Below are 15,291 nucleotides of genomic sequence, written 5' to 3'. Positions count from 1 at the left end.
GAGTAAGCGGAACGTAAAGCACGGAGCGCCAACCGCTAAGCCTGCGCCAGGTACTTCAACCGCATGACCTCGATGGCGGATTCATCGAGCGCCTTGAGAGTGCCGTCGATCTCGGCATCGCCGAGCGGGAACACCGAATCGCGCTGCACGCTGAGCAAGGCGCGGGCCAGGCTCGCGCGCGCTTCGACCAGCCTGGGCAGCACCTCCACTGCCGAATATTTCTCGCCGTTCTCGCTGCGCTCGAAATGATCGGCGAACACGGTCAACAGGCCGCCGAGCATCGCGATTGTGGAGCCTGCGACGGCGACGCCCTCTTTCGACCATCCCAGTTGTCCGGCCAGAAGCGCCACCACCGCACCGGCCGCGCCGGCGATCGCCGCAACCAGGCCGCCTGCGAGCCGCAAGCGTGCGATGCCACGGCTGCGATGGCGCAAGGCTTGAATCAGGCCTTCGATATCGGGTTGGAGCCGCGCTGCGGCCTCGCCTATCAATGCGAGCCGGGCTGCGCGCGAGGTCGGTGCGACATCGTCTTCACCCAGGACCAGATCGGTGGAGAACAAGGCGTGGGCATCGGGGAAGGCCTTCTTGAGCGCATCGACCCGCTCGGGGCTGACACGCTTCAGGTAAGAAACGACAGAGTTACTTCTCATGATCGAACCCGAAGTAGTGTTGGAATAAGGCTTGCAGGCCGAAGAACACGAAGGCCCCCACCAGCAGCAGCACGAACATCAGCACAACCGGCCATAGCAGTACCGCGTAGCAGATCAGCCCCACCAGCATCGCGACGCCACCTGTCCACACGACGGCCTGTCGGCCGACATATTCGACCCGCGAGATCAGTCCTTTGCGCGGCACGAGATTCGCCCGCAGCCATTCCCAGCCATTGAGCGCCGCGAACAGCGCGAAACCGCATAGCAGGAACTTCCAGGGCGCTTCACGCACTGCGGTGCGTAACCCACCGGCCACGCCCTTGTCCAGAACCGGCCGGCTTTCCTGCTCCCATTGCTGGAAGTAGCCGGCGAAGTCTTCATCGGTTTGCGTGGCACCACCAGGAATACGGATCACGCTGATGGCCTCGCCCAGCCCCTGCAACTCGGTGACTGCTGCGACCGTGACTTCCAGATACTCGGCCGAATGCCCGGCATCCAGCGCGAGTTTTCCGATACCGTCGAACGCTGCGAACAGCTCGCCGACGGCCATCGGCCGATCCGGAATTGCGTGCAGCAGCTTGGACACCTGGCTGGCGCTGATCGGATGGGTGAAGCCGAAGTACGCGCCTTCGTTGGCCGAGCTGCAGCCGATGGGCACCAGCAGCACGCCTTGCCCGGCGGCGCGTTGCAACAGGCCCGGCAGATCCAGCGCCAGCGGCTCGCGCCCCGGCCCGCGATCCATGACGAAATGTCGGTTCTCCATATGGCCGACCAGGACCAGGGTCTTGCCCTTGAATTCGGACAGCAACCGGTCGACGTCGGCATGTTCGAGCAAGCGCGAACCGCGCCTCGACCCGCCCCAGCCGGCATCCAACGCGGCGATGGCGTCGTGGGCGACCACTCTGTCGAGAAAATAGACGACCTCGGGCACGCCGCCGGGCAACGGTTGTTCCAATGCTTTGAGCGCCCGCCAGGTCGATTCGATCTGCGGCGAACGGAACTGCCACTGGTCCAGCGCAAGATTCGACAGGATCGGGCTGTTACGGATGTAGTCGCTCAAGGCCTGTTGGCGGTAGCCGAGTTCGTGCTCGCTCAGTTTGCCAGCAGTAGCGAACTCGACGTCCGATAAACGCGACAGGGGCTCGGATCTGGCCGCGTCGCCATCGAGCAGAGGGAACTGCTCTCGCAGCAACGTCCGTTCGGCCTGCATGGAATCCCGCCACGCATCCACGATGCGAGAAGGCATCTTGTCCAAGCTCGCGTCCGCCTGCCGCTTCCTGGCGAAGGCCAGCAACTGCTTCGCGTCGGTGGGGCGCAGCTTCGACACCCATTCGGCGTTGTGGGCGTCGATGCGCCGTTCTACCTCGGCCAGATACTGCCTGCGTGCCGCCGCGGCTTCCATCGGACCCACAGCTCCTGGCGATGCGGTCCGCAGCGACAGGCCGGCGCCGTGCAGCCCGCTGAGATGCGCCTGCAACTCGTTGGGAGAGAGGCCGTTGATCCATTCCCTGGCCCCCCTGAGCGTGCCGGTGGCGAGTTCCTTGTCGGTCGCCGCTGCATCTTGCTGGAACCTGTGCTCCACTTGGGCACGCTCGGACGCTTGCCGTTGTCGCTGCGCTTCGAGGGTCTCGATGTGGGCCTTGCCGGGTTCGACGCGCGAAGAGGAGCGGCCGCGCTGCGCATTGGCGTTTGCCGCACAGACCGTCAGAACCAGGCACAGCGCGAGCGCCGACCAAGGCATAGCGAGATTCCCCTTTCCTACCGAGTCTGCGCCTGCGCATCAGCCGCGCGCGTAGTCCGCCCTTTCTCCACAACGCAGCAACGCGAATACAACGGCCATCGAATGCTTCAACGTGGCGGTCAGTGTTCAAGCGGTGCTCGAAGGCTCTGCTTCACCCAGCCCTGAACCTTGCGAAAGCACATTCAACGGCCAGGAAAGGAAGGTCGGCAAACAGCCCGCATCCAGTCTTTGCTGCAGCTAGTCTCTCTCCCGCATGCGCGGGAGAGGGCCGGAGCGAGGGCCCGCGAATTCATCGATCGCGAGACGGTCCGTCCCCGCCCGGTTTTTATTTGTAAGCCTGCGAGCGAACTTGCGGCGACGCTCCATCCGCCATGACCTTGCGCACTGTCCGTTCCCGGCACGATTTCGTTCTCTTTGACTCGCCGATTCCGACTGCCCATCCATCGATGCAACGCAGCCGTGCCGGCATTCGCCTCATCACGCCACGCTCCAAAGGACCCCGAGATGCATCGTCGCGACTTGCTCCGCCTCGCCGCCCTATCGCCCCTGCTCGCCGCTGCTGGCGGAGCCATCGCCGCCGAGGCCCCAGGCCCGATCGACCTGATGCCGAAGTTCTGGCAGGCCTATGACGACACGCGAGACGCGAGCGACCGCGCTCAAGCCCTCGCCGCGACGTTTTTCAGCGAACACGCCGAGGTCTACGCCGGAGCCGGCCTGAAGCCGACACCCGAACGACTGGGCAAGTGGCTGCCGGATTTCGACGCCATGGCCGGCCAAGTGCGCAAGCTCAGCGCCGGCTTCGGCCGTCACTACCGACGCCACGTCCGCCACTTCCAGGTCGAGTTCCCCGACTTCCGCCGCGAGCGCGCGCCGATCTATCTGATGCCGTCGCTGTTCGGCTTCGACGGCCATCTGCGGCCATGGCAGGGCAAACTGCCCTTGTTCATCGGCATCGACGGCATCGTCCGTTACCACGGCGCCGACGCGAACCTGTCGGTGTTCCTCGACCATGAGTCCTTCCACCTCTATCACGCGCAGGTGTTGCCCGACCTGATCGTCGACGACGACCCGCCGGTGTACGGTTCGCTGTGGAGCGAAGGCATCGCGACCTACGTCAGCGAACGCCTCAACCCGGACGCGAGCTTGCTGCAGGTGCTGCTCGACGACCGCAAGCTCGCCCAGGCCGACGCCGCGACCGTGCGCGATCTCGCCGCCGGATTGTTGAAGGTGCTGGACTCTGTCGCCCCTGACGATTCCAACCGCTACTTCAGTGCCGGCCATAAGGGCCCGGAGCCCGCACGTGGCGGCTACCTGGTTGGCCTGATCCTTGCGCGCAGGATCGGCCGCGACCTGCCCTTGGCGCAGCTGCCGCAAGTTCCGACACCGAAGGTCCGCTTGTTGCTGGAACAACACTTGGCGGAACTGGCGCAGGGCGCAGCGGCATGACGGCCGACGTCGCCGTTCGTCGCCTGCCCGCTCCATTGTCCTTCTCCCTGACCCGGTCTTAATGCGCGTCCTGCTTTAATCCCCGGGTTCCAACTGGCCTGTCGCTGCGTCTGGGGATCGGAAAGCAGCGAGGGGCCATTGCCGTCCCCACCCGGGGCCGCGACGCTGGCCGCCGTGCCCGCCCTGGCCGAAGTCCACCACGGCTGTCGCGCTCCTGCGCGTATTCCGGGAGGCCCCATGTACCTGCCGCTGCCCGCGTTCCGCCCCCTCGTCCTGTCCTGCGCCGTCGCCTTGCTGGCGCTCGCTTTACTGACGGTCTCCTCCTGCCGTAACACCGGGCCGACCGCCGACAACCCGCCGGCCTCGGAGCCGGCGGTGTCGCCGCCGCAATTGGCCATGGTCGGCGCGCATTTGCTCGACGGCCTGGGCGACTACCGCTTCCCGGTCACCAGCCGGCACCCCGAGGTGCAGCGCTGGTTCGACCAGGGCCTGATGCTGACCTACGGCTTCAACCACGACGCCGCCGAACGCTCCTTCCTCAAGGCCACCGAACTCGACCCCGATTGCGCCATGTGCTGGTGGGGCGCGGCGTTGGTGCTCGGCCCGCACGTCAACGCAGCGATGGACCCGAAGGAAAACGGCGACGCCTGGACCCGGCTGCAGCGCGCACAGGCGCTGGCACCGAAGGCCAGCGAACGCGAACGCGGCTTCATCCAGGCATTGGCGGCGCGCTATGCGCAAAACCCGCCGGCCGATCGCAAACCGCTCGACCTGGCCTATGCCGAAGCCACCCGCAAGCTCGTGCAACAACGCCCCGACGACCTCGACGCCGCGACCTTCCACGCCGAAGCGCTGATGGACCTGCAACCCTGGGACTACTACGACGAGAAGCAGCGGCCCAAGGGCGGCACCGCCGAAGTCGTGTCGACCCTGGAATCGGTGATGGCGCGCAACCCCGATCACGCCGGCGCCCTGCATCTGTACGTGCATGCCGTCGAGGCCTCGTCCGCGCCCGAGCGCGGCGCGGCCGCGGCCGACCGCCTGCGCGAACTAATCCCCGGCTCCGGCCATCTGGTGCACATGCCCGCGCACATCTATTCGCGGGTCGGGCGCTGGCACGACGCGGTGATCGCCAACCAACGCGCGATCGAAGCCGACGACGCCTATCTCGAGCTGTGCCGCGGCAACACCCAGGGCGTGTATCCGCTCGGCTACGTGCCGCACAACCACCACTTCCTGTGGTTCGCCGCCAGCATGGAAGGCAGCAGCGCGGTCGCGCACGCGGCGGCGAAAACCACCGCCGAGCGCACCAACCTGCAGGACCTGATGCGCAAGGACGGCTTCGCGGTGCTGCAGCACTATTGGATGACGCCCTGGTTCGAACGCGTGCGCTTCGGCCGCTGGGAGGAAATCGCCAAGGCGCCCAACCCTGCGCCGGACCTGCCCTACGTCACCGCGATCTGGCACTACACCCAGGCCATGGCCGCGGTGCGGCAACGCCGCCTGGCCGATGCGCAGCGCCATCTGGAAGCGCTGCGCCCGCTCGCCGCCGATCCGGCGATGGAAAAGCTGACCGTGTGGAATCGCTACCCGCTGTCGCACGCGGCGCGCATCGCCGAACGCGTGGTCACCGCGGAGATTGCCGCGGCGCGCGGCAAGCACGACGCGGCCGTGGCGGCGTTGCGCGAGGCGATGGCGATCGAGGACCGCATTCCCTACGATGAGCCCCCGGGCTGGCACGCGCCGGTGCGGCAGACGCTCGGCGCGGTGCTGCTCGACGCCCGGCGCCCGGCCGAGGCCGAACGCGTCTATCGCGAAGAGCTGCAGCGCAACCCCGGCAACGGCTGGTCCCTGTACGGCTTGGCCGAAAGCCTGCGCGCGCAGAACAAGAACGCCGAGGCCACCGACACCCAGCGCGAGTTCGCCCAGGCCTGGCGCAACGCCGACGTGCGACTGACGGCGTCGAGGATGTAGACGGCGCCGAGGTAAACGAGACAGATATAAACCAGACCGATACAGGCGACGAGACCGGTCCGAACCTGCCGCTGCCGGCCGCTCGCACTAGCCCCGGCCGGCCGTTGCGGGCCGCCGGGGACAGTGCGCGCCGCCCCCTTTTTCGGCTGCGGCTGGGGCTATGCTCGCCCTGTCCTCTGGGAGTCGCCGATGGACCGGACTGAGTCGATTACCGCTCCGACCCCACCGCGCGTGATCGCGCGCGACGCTCATCCGCCGGTGTCGTGGCGCGACAGTCTGCGCACCAAGCTGATGCTGTGGTTCGGCGTGTTGGTCGGGGTGCTGCTGCTGATCGGCTTCGTCGTCGCCTTCCTGATCGCGCGCCAGCAGATCATCGCCGGTGCGCAGGAGCGGACCCGTTACGAAGCCGCCCAGACTGCCGACCGCCTGCTCGCTTCGATGGAATCGGTGCGCATCACCGGTGCGGCCATAATCGGTCTGTTCAACAGCCTTGCGCTGGACCGCGAGGCGACGATCAAGGCGATGGAAGCCCTGCTGGACGCCGATGCCAGTGCCGTCGGCGGCTTGATCGCGCTCGAATCCGGTGTGCTGCCCGACGGCTTGCCGATGGCCTACTACGTCGGCGTCGACCGCCGCGGCGTGGCCAATCGCGACCTCATCGCCATCGGCTACGACGCGCACCGACAGCCCTGGTATCGGCGCACGCTCGCCGCCGACGCGCCCTGGTGGTCCGAGCCCTACTTCAACGAAACCGCCGGCGGCCACTGGATGAGCACTTTGAACCTGCCGCTGCGCGGGCCGGACGGCCGGCGCCTGGGCATGGTCAGCCTGGACGTGCCGATCGCGCGCTGGGCCGAACTGGTCGAACCGCTGCATCACATCCACGGCCAACGTCCGGCGCTGTTCGCGCCCAAGGGCACGATCACCCTGCATGCCGACCCGAACATCGCCCTGAAGACCACGCTCGAACGCTACATGGCCGCGGCCGAGCGCACCGACCTGACCGAGATGGCCGCGGCGCAAGCGCGGGGACGCCGGTTCGAGTTCACCCATGTGCTGCCGACCACCCGCGAAACGCGGTTCTCGGTGCTGGAACCCATCGGCGACACCGGTTGGGGCCTGCAAGTGTCGATGTCGCACAAACCGCTGCTGGCCGCGCTCAAGCGCACCATCGCCCAGCTTGCCGTCATCGTAACGCTGGTTTCGTTGATGATTACCCTGCTGGTGCGCCGGATGGCCGCGCGGATCACCACGCCGCTGAGCGACCTGACCGGTTCGGCCAGCCATTTCGCCGCCGGCGAATTCGACTACCCCTTGCACCAGACCGAACGCCGCGACGAAGTCGGGGTGATGGCGCGCGCCTTCGACAACGCACGCGGCTCGATCAAGCGCCAGATCGTCGAAATCCAGGACATGAGCACGGCGCGGCAGAAGCTCGAAAGCGAGCTCGACATCGCCCGCGAGATCCAACTGGCGATGCTGCCCGGCGCGCGCGTGCTCGGCGCCGACGAGTGGCGCCTGCAGGCGAATGCGCGGCTGGAACCGGCCAAGGCGGTCGGCGGCGACTTCTACAGTTTCTTCGAGCGCGACACCCACACGCTCTGGTTCGCGATCGGCGACGTCTCCGACAAGGGCGTGCCGGCGGCCTTATTCATGGCCCGCACCATGACCGTGCTGGAGATCGCCGCCGGCCGCGGCGGTTCGCCCGAAATCGCCCTGCAGGAAGCCGCGCAACGCCTGCTCGAAGGCAACGACACCTGCATGTTCGCCACCGTGCTGTGCGGCCTGATCGACGCGCGCAGCGGCGAGCTCGCCTTGGCCAGCGCAGGCCACGAACCGCCGGTGTTGTTGCGCGCCGACGGCAGCGCGGAATTCGTCGACTTACCCTCGGGACCGCCGTTGGGAGTAGTGGCCGGCGAACACTATCCGATCTGGCGCGGCCGCCTGCGCAACGGCGAAGCCCTGGTGGCCTATACCGACGGCATCACCGAAGCCTTCGACACCCATCAACACGCCTTCGGCGGCGAGCGCCTGTTGGCGGCCCTGCGCGGCGGCACCGACGCGAGCACCTTGTGCAGCGCCCTGGTCGCCGAGGTGCATCGTTTCGCCGCCGATGCGCCGCAGTCGGACGACATCACCGTGCTGTCCCTGCACTGGACCGGCAATGACCACGCCCCGCCGGACCAGCGCGAGACACAGCGGTTCCGCGTACCGCAGGATCGCGCCCGGCTTGCGGAATTATTCGCGGCCGTGGACGAAGCCTTGGTCCAGGCCCGCGTCGACAGCGCGCTGATCGGCGACGTGCGGCTCATCACCGAGGAGGTCATGTGCAATGCCATCGACTACGGCACCGAGCCCGGCGTCGAGCACGACGTCAGCCTCGAACTCGCGATCGAGCCCGGCCGCATCGAGCTGCGCTTCCGCGACGACGGCACGCCGTTCGACCCGCTGTCGCAAGCCGAACCCGACCTCGATGCCGACATCGACGAGCGCCCGCTCGGCGGCCTCGGCCTGCATCTGATCCGCACCCTCGCCGACCAGGCCACCTACGTACGCGAGGACCGCTACAACGTGCTGCACATCGTGCTGCTACGACCCACTGCCGGCGACTGATGCCGACATCTCGAACCTGGAGCCACGCATGGACCTGACCATCCGGATCGACCCAGCCACCGCCCACAGCCAGCGCGTCTACCTCGCCGGCCGCCTGGACACCTCCAGCTATGCCGAACTCGACCGCCAACTGGGGCCGGTGCTCGCCGCCAGCGTGCCCTCGCTCGTACTCGATCTCGCCGACCTGGAATACATCAGCTCCGCCGGCATCCGCTCGATCTTCCGTGCGCGCAAAGCCCTGTCGGCCCGCGGCGGCAAGGTGGTGGTGGTCAACCCGCAACCGCAGATCCAGAAAGTATTCGACCTGGTCAAGGCGGTACCGATGAACGAAATCTTCAGCAGCGTCGCCGAAGCCGATGCCTATCTCGACGCGATGCAGCGCAAGGTTCTGGCCAGGGGCGAGGACGCCGACGACGATTGAGCGGCTGAAACCGGAACGGCGGCGCCGCGGGGGCAAGGCCGGCGCCGGACTGCACAAGCTATCCGCAGTACTTGGCCCTGCCCCTGCCCCTGACCCTGACCCTGGCCCTGGCCCTGGCCCGGCGAGCCGGCCATGCCGTACCCCCAGACCGAAGGGAGGCCCGACAGGCCTGCTCCGGGGCACTTGCATATCGTTTTTCGATATTATATATATCGCTTACCGATATGACAGAGGCAGCCGTCCCATGACCCGCCCTCCGAACGCCCTCACCCTGGCCCGCCCGTTGATCCGCGGCCTGATCGTCCTCAACGCCCTCTACGCCTTCGCCATCGCCGCGCTGCTGATCGCGACCTGGGTCAACCCGAAGCTGTTATTCGAGGCCCTCGGCCTGGCCTACGAGCATCTGTACAACGCCCTGCGCGCCGTCGTGCTGATCGGCATCCTCGCCGCCTACCTCACCCATCGCGTGCTGCGCGCGTTGCTGGCGATCGTGGACAGCGTGCGCGACGGCGATCCCTTCATCGCCGACAACAGCCGCCGCCTGCAGGCCATCGCCTGGTGGGTGCTGGCCGGCGAAGGCCTGCGTTTGCTGATCGGCGCCATCGTCTACGGCGCCTCGAAAGCCGCACCGTCGTTGAAGATGGACATCGACGTCGGCTTCTCGTTCGCCCCGTGGCTGGCGGTGCTGCTGCTGTTCGTACTCGCCCACGTATTCGAACAGGGCGCGCGCATGCGCAGCGACCTCGAAGGCACGGTGTAAGCCATGGCCATCGTGATCCGCCTCGACGAAAAACTGCACGAACGCCGCATGACCCTGACCGAACTGTCCGAGCGCGTCGACATCACCCTGGCCAACCTGTCGATCCTCAAGACCGGCAAGGCCAAGGCGATCCGCTTCTCCACCCTGGAAGCGATCTGCAGCGTACTCGACTGCCAACCCGGCGATTTGCTCGCTTTTGATCCGACGCAGCCGATGCAGGAGTGAAGCAGACGCGGAGCAACATGGCCCTGGAGCCCTCTGGATCCCCGCCTTCGCGGCGCTCGGTCGAAGCCCCTGTAGGAGCGGCGTGAGCCGCGACCAAGGGACGCGCAGAGGGCGCATCGCTGACGTGATCGATCGAAGCCGCGAGCTATCGCGGGGTAGGAGCGGCGTCCTACTGGGTTTCCTTCGGTCACAAGTCGCGACCGCGGGATGCGCAGAGATAGCAACGCCGGTGCTATGCATCGAATCGACGTGCTTTCGCGGGGGTAGGAGCGACGCAAGCCGCGACCGCGTAACTGGTGGTTGCTGCGTTTCTTACCGCAGAGCAGTGGGGCAAGAACTAAAGCTTCCGTCCGCTAACGCGGCCGGGTTACTTTCTTTTGCTAAGCCCAAAAGAAAGGTAACCAAAGAAAAGGGCTCTCCTTGCAAGGGCACAGGCCACGAGTGCGATGCTGTCGCCGGGATTTTTCGATAGGACATCCTTGTCCTATCGAAAAACGGCGCACGTCCTGTGCGCCGCCCTCCGGGTCTACGGTTGCATCGCAAGTTCGGAACTGCGCCAAGCTTTCACGGCAATAGCAATAGCAATAGCGCCGCGATTGAGACATTGACGCCTATTCCGATGGACGATGGTCGCTGAACGACCGCGGTCGCGGCTTGCGCCGCTCCTACCCCGAAGCGGCGTTGCCGTAGCTGTGCGTCGCCTGGCACTAGCGAAGGCAATCGAAGACCCGTAGGGCGGCGCGCAGGGATGCGCGCCGTTTTTCATCGGGACAGGGATGTCCCGTATGTAGAGCCCTGCGCACGCATCGCTCGTGCGGGCCCTTGATTCAAAGAAAAGCATTTTTCTTTGGTTACCTTTCTTTTGTTGCTTATGACAAAAGAAAGTAACCCGCCGCTTTAGTGGCGGAAGCTTTTGGCGTTTGATCCTGGTTTTGCTTGAGCGAAGCGTCGCGAGACCGTCACAGCACGGTCGCGGCTTGCGCCGCTCCTACCCCGCGACGGTACGCCGCTTCGAGGCGCAGCGCCGGCGTCACCGCCACTGCGCGTCCCGCGGTCGCGGCTCACGCCGCGCCTACAAGGGGCCTACGAACTATGAAGCCGCCCCCCTCACCACACCTCGCAGCGCTTAGCCTCCGCCCGCACCATCGCATCGCCCGCCTTGCACTCGAACACCTGCTGGAACGCCGGCAGGTTCGACAGCGGGCCGTTGACGCGGTACTTGGCGACCGGGTGCGGGTCGCCCTGGATCATGGTGCGCTGGGTTTCCAGGCGGGTTTCGTCGCCGCGGAACTGGCCCCAGGCGATGAAGAACTGTTTCTCGGGGCTGAAGCCGTCCAGGGTCGGCTCCGGGCCCTTGCCTTCGCGCGACTTCAGATAGGCGCGGTAGGCGATCTTGGCGCCGGCCAGGTCGCCGATCGATTCGCCCAGCACCAGTTTGCCGTTGTGATGCTGGCCGGGCTCGATGAAATAGCCCTCGAACTGGTCGACCACGCACTGGCCTTTGGCTGCGAACTGCTTGCCGTCGGCGGGCGTCCACCAATTGGACAAGCGGCCCTTGGCGTCGAACTGCGCGCCCTGGTCGTCGAAACCGTGGCTGATCTCGTGGCCGATCACCACGCCGATGGCGCCGTAGTTGACCGCGTCGGTCGCGTTCACGTCGAACGCGGGCGACTGCAGGATGCCGGCCGGGAACACGATCTCGTTCTGCAAGGGGTTGTAGTAGGCGTTGGAGGTCGGCGGGGTCATGCCCCAGCGGCTGCGGTCGGTCGGCTTGCCGATCTGGCTGCGGTTATCGGTCACGTTCCAGCGCGAAGCGGCGACGAGGTTGTCCCAGGCCGAGTCGCGGCTCACCGCGACGCCCTGGTAGTCCTTGAATTTGTCCGGATAGCCCAACTTGGCGACGAAGGTCGAGCGCTTTTCCAGCGCCTTCTTCTTGGTCGCGTCGTCCATCCAGGCCAACTCGCCGATGGTGTCGTCCATCGCCGCCAGGATGTTCTTGACCATATCCTGCATGCGCGCCTTGGCTTCCGGCGGGAAATACTTCTCCACGTACTTCTGCCCCAGCGCTTCGCCGAGCTGGGTGTCGGTGAGCTCGGCGCAACGCTTCCAGCGCGGCTTCATCTGGGTGGCGCCGGTCAGGAACTTGCCGTTGAAGGCGAAGTTCTCCTCGACGAAGGGCTGCGACAGCGAGTCGGCGGCGGTGTTGAGCAGATGCCACTGCAGATAGGTCTTCCACTGCGGCAAGGGCGTCGTCGCCAATTCCTTTTCGACCTGCTGCAGGAACTTCGGCTGGGTCACGTTGACCGCGTTGCGCGGCACGCCGGCCGCATCGAAGTAACGGCCCCAATCGAAACTCGGCGCGAGCTTGGACAGGTCCGCGAACGCAGTCGGGTTGTCCTGCAGCTTCGGGTTGCGCAACTGCACGTTGTCCAGCGAGGCCTCGGCCAGGCGCTTCTCGAAGTCGAACACCGTCTGTGCGTCGCGTTGCGCCTGCTCGGCCGGGGTGCCGGCCAGCTCGAACATCTTGGCCACATGCACCAGGTACTTGGCGCGCGCCTCGACGAAACGCGGCTCGGGCTTGAAGTAGTAGTCGCGATCCGGCAAACCGAGGCCGCCGGCGTAGACATGGGCGATGGTCTGCGACGGCTCGCGCAGGTCCTCGCCGGCGAACAGCACGAACGGCACGCCCACGCCGGCGTCGTGCAGCTTGCCGATCATGCGTTGCACGCCGGCACCATCGTCGATGGCGCCGATCTCTCTGAGCCACGGCTGCACCGGCTTGCTGCCGAGCGCATCGACCCGCGACTCGTCCATGCAGGCCGCATAGAAATCGCCGGCCAACTGGCCCGCGCTGCCCTTCGGCCAATCCTTGCGCGCCGACAACTCGGTCAGGATGTCGCGCACGCGCTCCTTGTTGAGCTCGCCCGATTGCCAGCGCCGGCTCCAGCGGTCCATGTAATCCGGGATCGGGTTCTGCTTGCGCCAAGCGCCGTTGGCGTAGTCGTAGAAATCGGTGCAGGCATTGCCCTGACGGTTGATATCGTCGGGTTGGATGCCGTGCAAGGCGCCGGCGGACGCGGTGGACATGGCCAACAAAGCGACGAGCGGGAGGCTGGACTTGGACACGGCACGATCCCTGCTGAATGGTGCCGCCACTATAGCGAGCGCCCTCGCCCGGACCCGTCCCAGAAGTCCTGTTCGCACCGGACTCCGCTCGCATTGCGTCGATCGGCCAGGCCGCGATGCAGCGCCTGAGACAAGAACGCCTCCATCCGATGCCGTCTCGATGCACTGCACAAGGTTTCGCCCACGCACATCGCCTCGGGCCCAACCCAACCCATCACCCTGACACGTCCGCGGCCTGCGCGACGGGCATAGGCCGCATTGCGACGTCCTCAAGCCGTGTGCTCGATCCCGGTTTACGCACAGGAAAAAACCGACTGCGTCGCGTCATTGAAAGCGTGATCCGTCTCAAGTCGAGGCACATAGCGCCTGACTATCCTCGCCGCCGGATCGCCCGACGGTCCGCTCCGCACCGGCCGCGAAGCCCGGACAGCGTGTCGCTTCGCATGACGACTCCTCCCATCCACTCAGGATTCTTTCTCATGCGCTCCAAGTCCTCACCTGCACGCACGAAATCCGCTCCCTTGCTGCGTTTGCTGCTGCCGTGCCTGGCGATCGCGGCGATGCCCGCGGTCGCTCCGCTCGCCGCACCGCCGTCGAACGCGCCCGCATCCCTGTCGGTCATGCCCAAGCCGGCCAAGACCCAACTCGGCCGCTACGATTCGCGCGAGTACATCGAAGTCAAATTCGTCCGCGACAGCCAGGTGCGCCTGCAGGGCGGACGCCCGACCTCGGCGAAATACGGGCGCCTGGCGGCACTGGAAAGCCTGGCCAGCGGCGCCGGCCCGGTCGCGGACATGGAGCCCTTGTTCCGCGCCGACGAAGCCACGCTCGCGGCCTTGTCGAAGAGCGCACAACCGCAGGCGCAGAACGAACAGCCCGACCTCAGCCAATGGTTCCGCCTGAAAGTGCGGCCGGGCCAGGACATCCAGCGGGTGATCGACGAACTCAACGCGATGAGCATCGTCGAGATCGCCTACCCGGCGGCGCTGCCGATGCCGCTGCCGGCCTCGCCCGCGTATCACGACTACCAGTACTACAAACTGCCCGCGGCGCAGAACGGCATCGACAGCCAGTACGCCCGCACCGTGGCCGGCGGCGACGGCACCGGCGTGCGCGTGCTCGACATCGAGTACAGCTGGAACACCAACCACGAAGACCTGTCCAAGCTGCGCCTCGCCGGTGCGCTGGTCGCCAACGGCACCCCGAGCGACCCGTTCAACGACAACAACCACGGCACCGCAGTGATGGGCGAACTGGTCGCCGACAACAACGGCATCGGCGTCACCGGCCTGGTCAGCGGCGCCAGCGCGCACTACACCAATGCGATGAACACCCAACGCGGCTACGACCTGGCCAATGCCATCCTGACCGCGGCCAACGCCTTGCGCGCCGGCGACGTCATGCTGCTCGAACAACAGGCAGCCGGACCGAGCGGTTGCAGCAACTACGTGCCGGTGGAGTGGACGCCCTCGGTGTACGACGCCATCGTCGTTGCCACCAACAAAGGCGTGCACGTGGTGCAGGCCGGCGGCAACGGCAACATGAATCTCGACAATACCGGTTGCTTCGGCTCGCCGTTCCCACGCAGCCGCCCCGATTCCGGATCGATCATCGTCGGTGCCGGCGGCCCGCGCTCGACCACCTGGTGCAGCGACACCGTCGCCGAACGCGCCAAGCAACCGTTCTCGACCTACGGCCGCCGCGTCAACGTGCAGGCTTGGGGCCGCTGCGTCACCAGCACCGGTTATGGCGGCCTGTACAACGGCGGCGTCAACGCGCGCTACACCAAGACCTTCTCCGGCACCTCCAGTGCTTCGCCGATCGTCGCCGCGGCGGTGGTCGCGTTGTCGGGCATCGCCAAGCAACGCGGCATCACCCTCACCCCGCGGCAGATGCGCGACCTGCTGATGACCACCGGCACCCCGCAGACCGGCAGCGGCGGCCAGATCGGCCCGCTGCCGGACCTGCGCGCAGCGATCGCACGACTGGTCACGATGCGTTGAGCCTCAGCGAGCGAAGGGCCACGCGCCCTTCGCTCGCGTTCTCCCACGCGTGACGACCCCAAGGGGAGGAGCGGCGCGAGCCGCGACCGCGAAACCGAAACTACGACGGATCTTTCGCCTGCGCGGTCGCGACTCGCGTCGCTCCTACCCTTTGGATCGTCGGCCTTTGCAGGATCGGCGTAAGCCGCGACCACGACCATGCCACTGCGACGAACCATGCCCGCGCAACGTGGGTCGCGACTCACGTCGCTCCTACAGGAAGCCCGGCTCTAAGGGGTAGGAGCGGCGCGAGCCGCGACCGCGAAATCGAAACTACGACAGATCTTTCGCCT

The 15,291-nt window shown here is 66.5% G+C and carries 10 protein-coding genes; 7 read left to right on the top strand and 3 right to left on the bottom strand.

The features are described 5' to 3' along the window. Positions 1-35: 35 nt before the first annotated feature. A complete protein-coding gene (locus ACTJJK_RS10500) occupies positions 36-650 on the bottom strand; it encodes a hypothetical protein (protein ID WP_440730157.1) in 615 nt (204 codons plus the stop codon). Continuing rightward, entirely contained in the window at positions 640-2,391 is a 1,752-nt protein-coding gene (locus ACTJJK_RS10495) for a hypothetical protein (protein WP_440730156.1), read from the bottom strand. The genes ACTJJK_RS10500 and ACTJJK_RS10495 overlap by 11 nt, the downstream gene beginning before the upstream one ends. A 504-nt stretch (positions 2,392-2,895) precedes the next feature. On the opposite strand from ACTJJK_RS10495, the gene ACTJJK_RS10490 reads away from it, so the two are divergent. From ACTJJK_RS10490 to ACTJJK_RS10465, 6 genes are all read left to right on the top strand, one after another. Further along, complete coding sequence (locus ACTJJK_RS10490; protein WP_440730155.1) at positions 2,896-3,837, top strand: hypothetical protein; 942 nt, start codon at positions 2,896-2,898, stop codon at positions 3,835-3,837. Positions 3,838-4,074: 237 nt separating this feature from the next. Next, a complete protein-coding gene (locus ACTJJK_RS10485; RefSeq protein ID WP_440730154.1) occupies positions 4,075-5,811 on the top strand; it encodes a hypothetical protein in 1,737 nt (578 codons plus the stop codon). A gap of 189 nt (positions 5,812-6,000) precedes the next feature. Beyond that, positions 6,001-8,424: a SpoIIE family protein phosphatase gene (locus ACTJJK_RS10480; RefSeq protein ID WP_440730153.1), complete on the top strand. Its 2,424-nt coding sequence runs from the start codon at positions 6,001-6,003 to the stop codon at positions 8,422-8,424. A gap of 28 nt (positions 8,425-8,452) precedes the next feature. Continuing rightward, positions 8,453-8,845, top strand: coding sequence for an STAS domain-containing protein (locus ACTJJK_RS10475; protein ID WP_031370051.1), 393 nt, complete (start codon positions 8,453-8,455; stop codon positions 8,843-8,845). Positions 8,846-9,089: 244 nt separating this feature from the next. Then, positions 9,090-9,605, top strand: a complete 516-nt coding sequence (locus ACTJJK_RS10470) for a DUF2975 domain-containing protein (RefSeq protein ID WP_440730152.1) — start codon at positions 9,090-9,092, stop codon at positions 9,603-9,605. 3 nt (positions 9,606-9,608) lie between these two features. After that, on the top strand, positions 9,609-9,830 hold the full coding sequence (locus ACTJJK_RS10465; protein WP_031370053.1) for a helix-turn-helix domain-containing protein: 222 nt from the start codon (positions 9,609-9,611) through the stop codon (positions 9,828-9,830). A 1,107-nt stretch (positions 9,831-10,937) separates the two neighbouring features. Here the strand turns inward: ACTJJK_RS10465 and ACTJJK_RS10460 are convergent. After that, complete coding sequence (locus ACTJJK_RS10460) at positions 10,938-12,956, bottom strand: M13 family metallopeptidase (RefSeq protein ID WP_440730151.1); 2,019 nt, start codon at positions 12,954-12,956, stop codon at positions 10,938-10,940. Positions 12,957-13,435: 479 nt separating this feature from the next. On the opposite strand from ACTJJK_RS10460, the gene ACTJJK_RS10455 reads away from it, so the two are divergent. After that, complete coding sequence (locus tag ACTJJK_RS10455) at positions 13,436-14,959, top strand: S8 family peptidase (RefSeq protein ID WP_440730150.1); 1,524 nt, start codon at positions 13,436-13,438, stop codon at positions 14,957-14,959. The last annotated feature ends 332 nt before the right edge of the window (positions 14,960-15,291 follow it).

Origin of the sequence: Lysobacter sp. 22409, from assembly GCF_052045105.1 — a bacterium.
Lineage (GTDB): Bacteria > Pseudomonadota > Gammaproteobacteria > Xanthomonadales > Xanthomonadaceae > Lysobacter > Lysobacter antibioticus_B.
The sequence above is the reverse complement of the archived record's forward strand: the minus strand, read 5'-3'. Positions and strand labels throughout refer to the sequence as shown.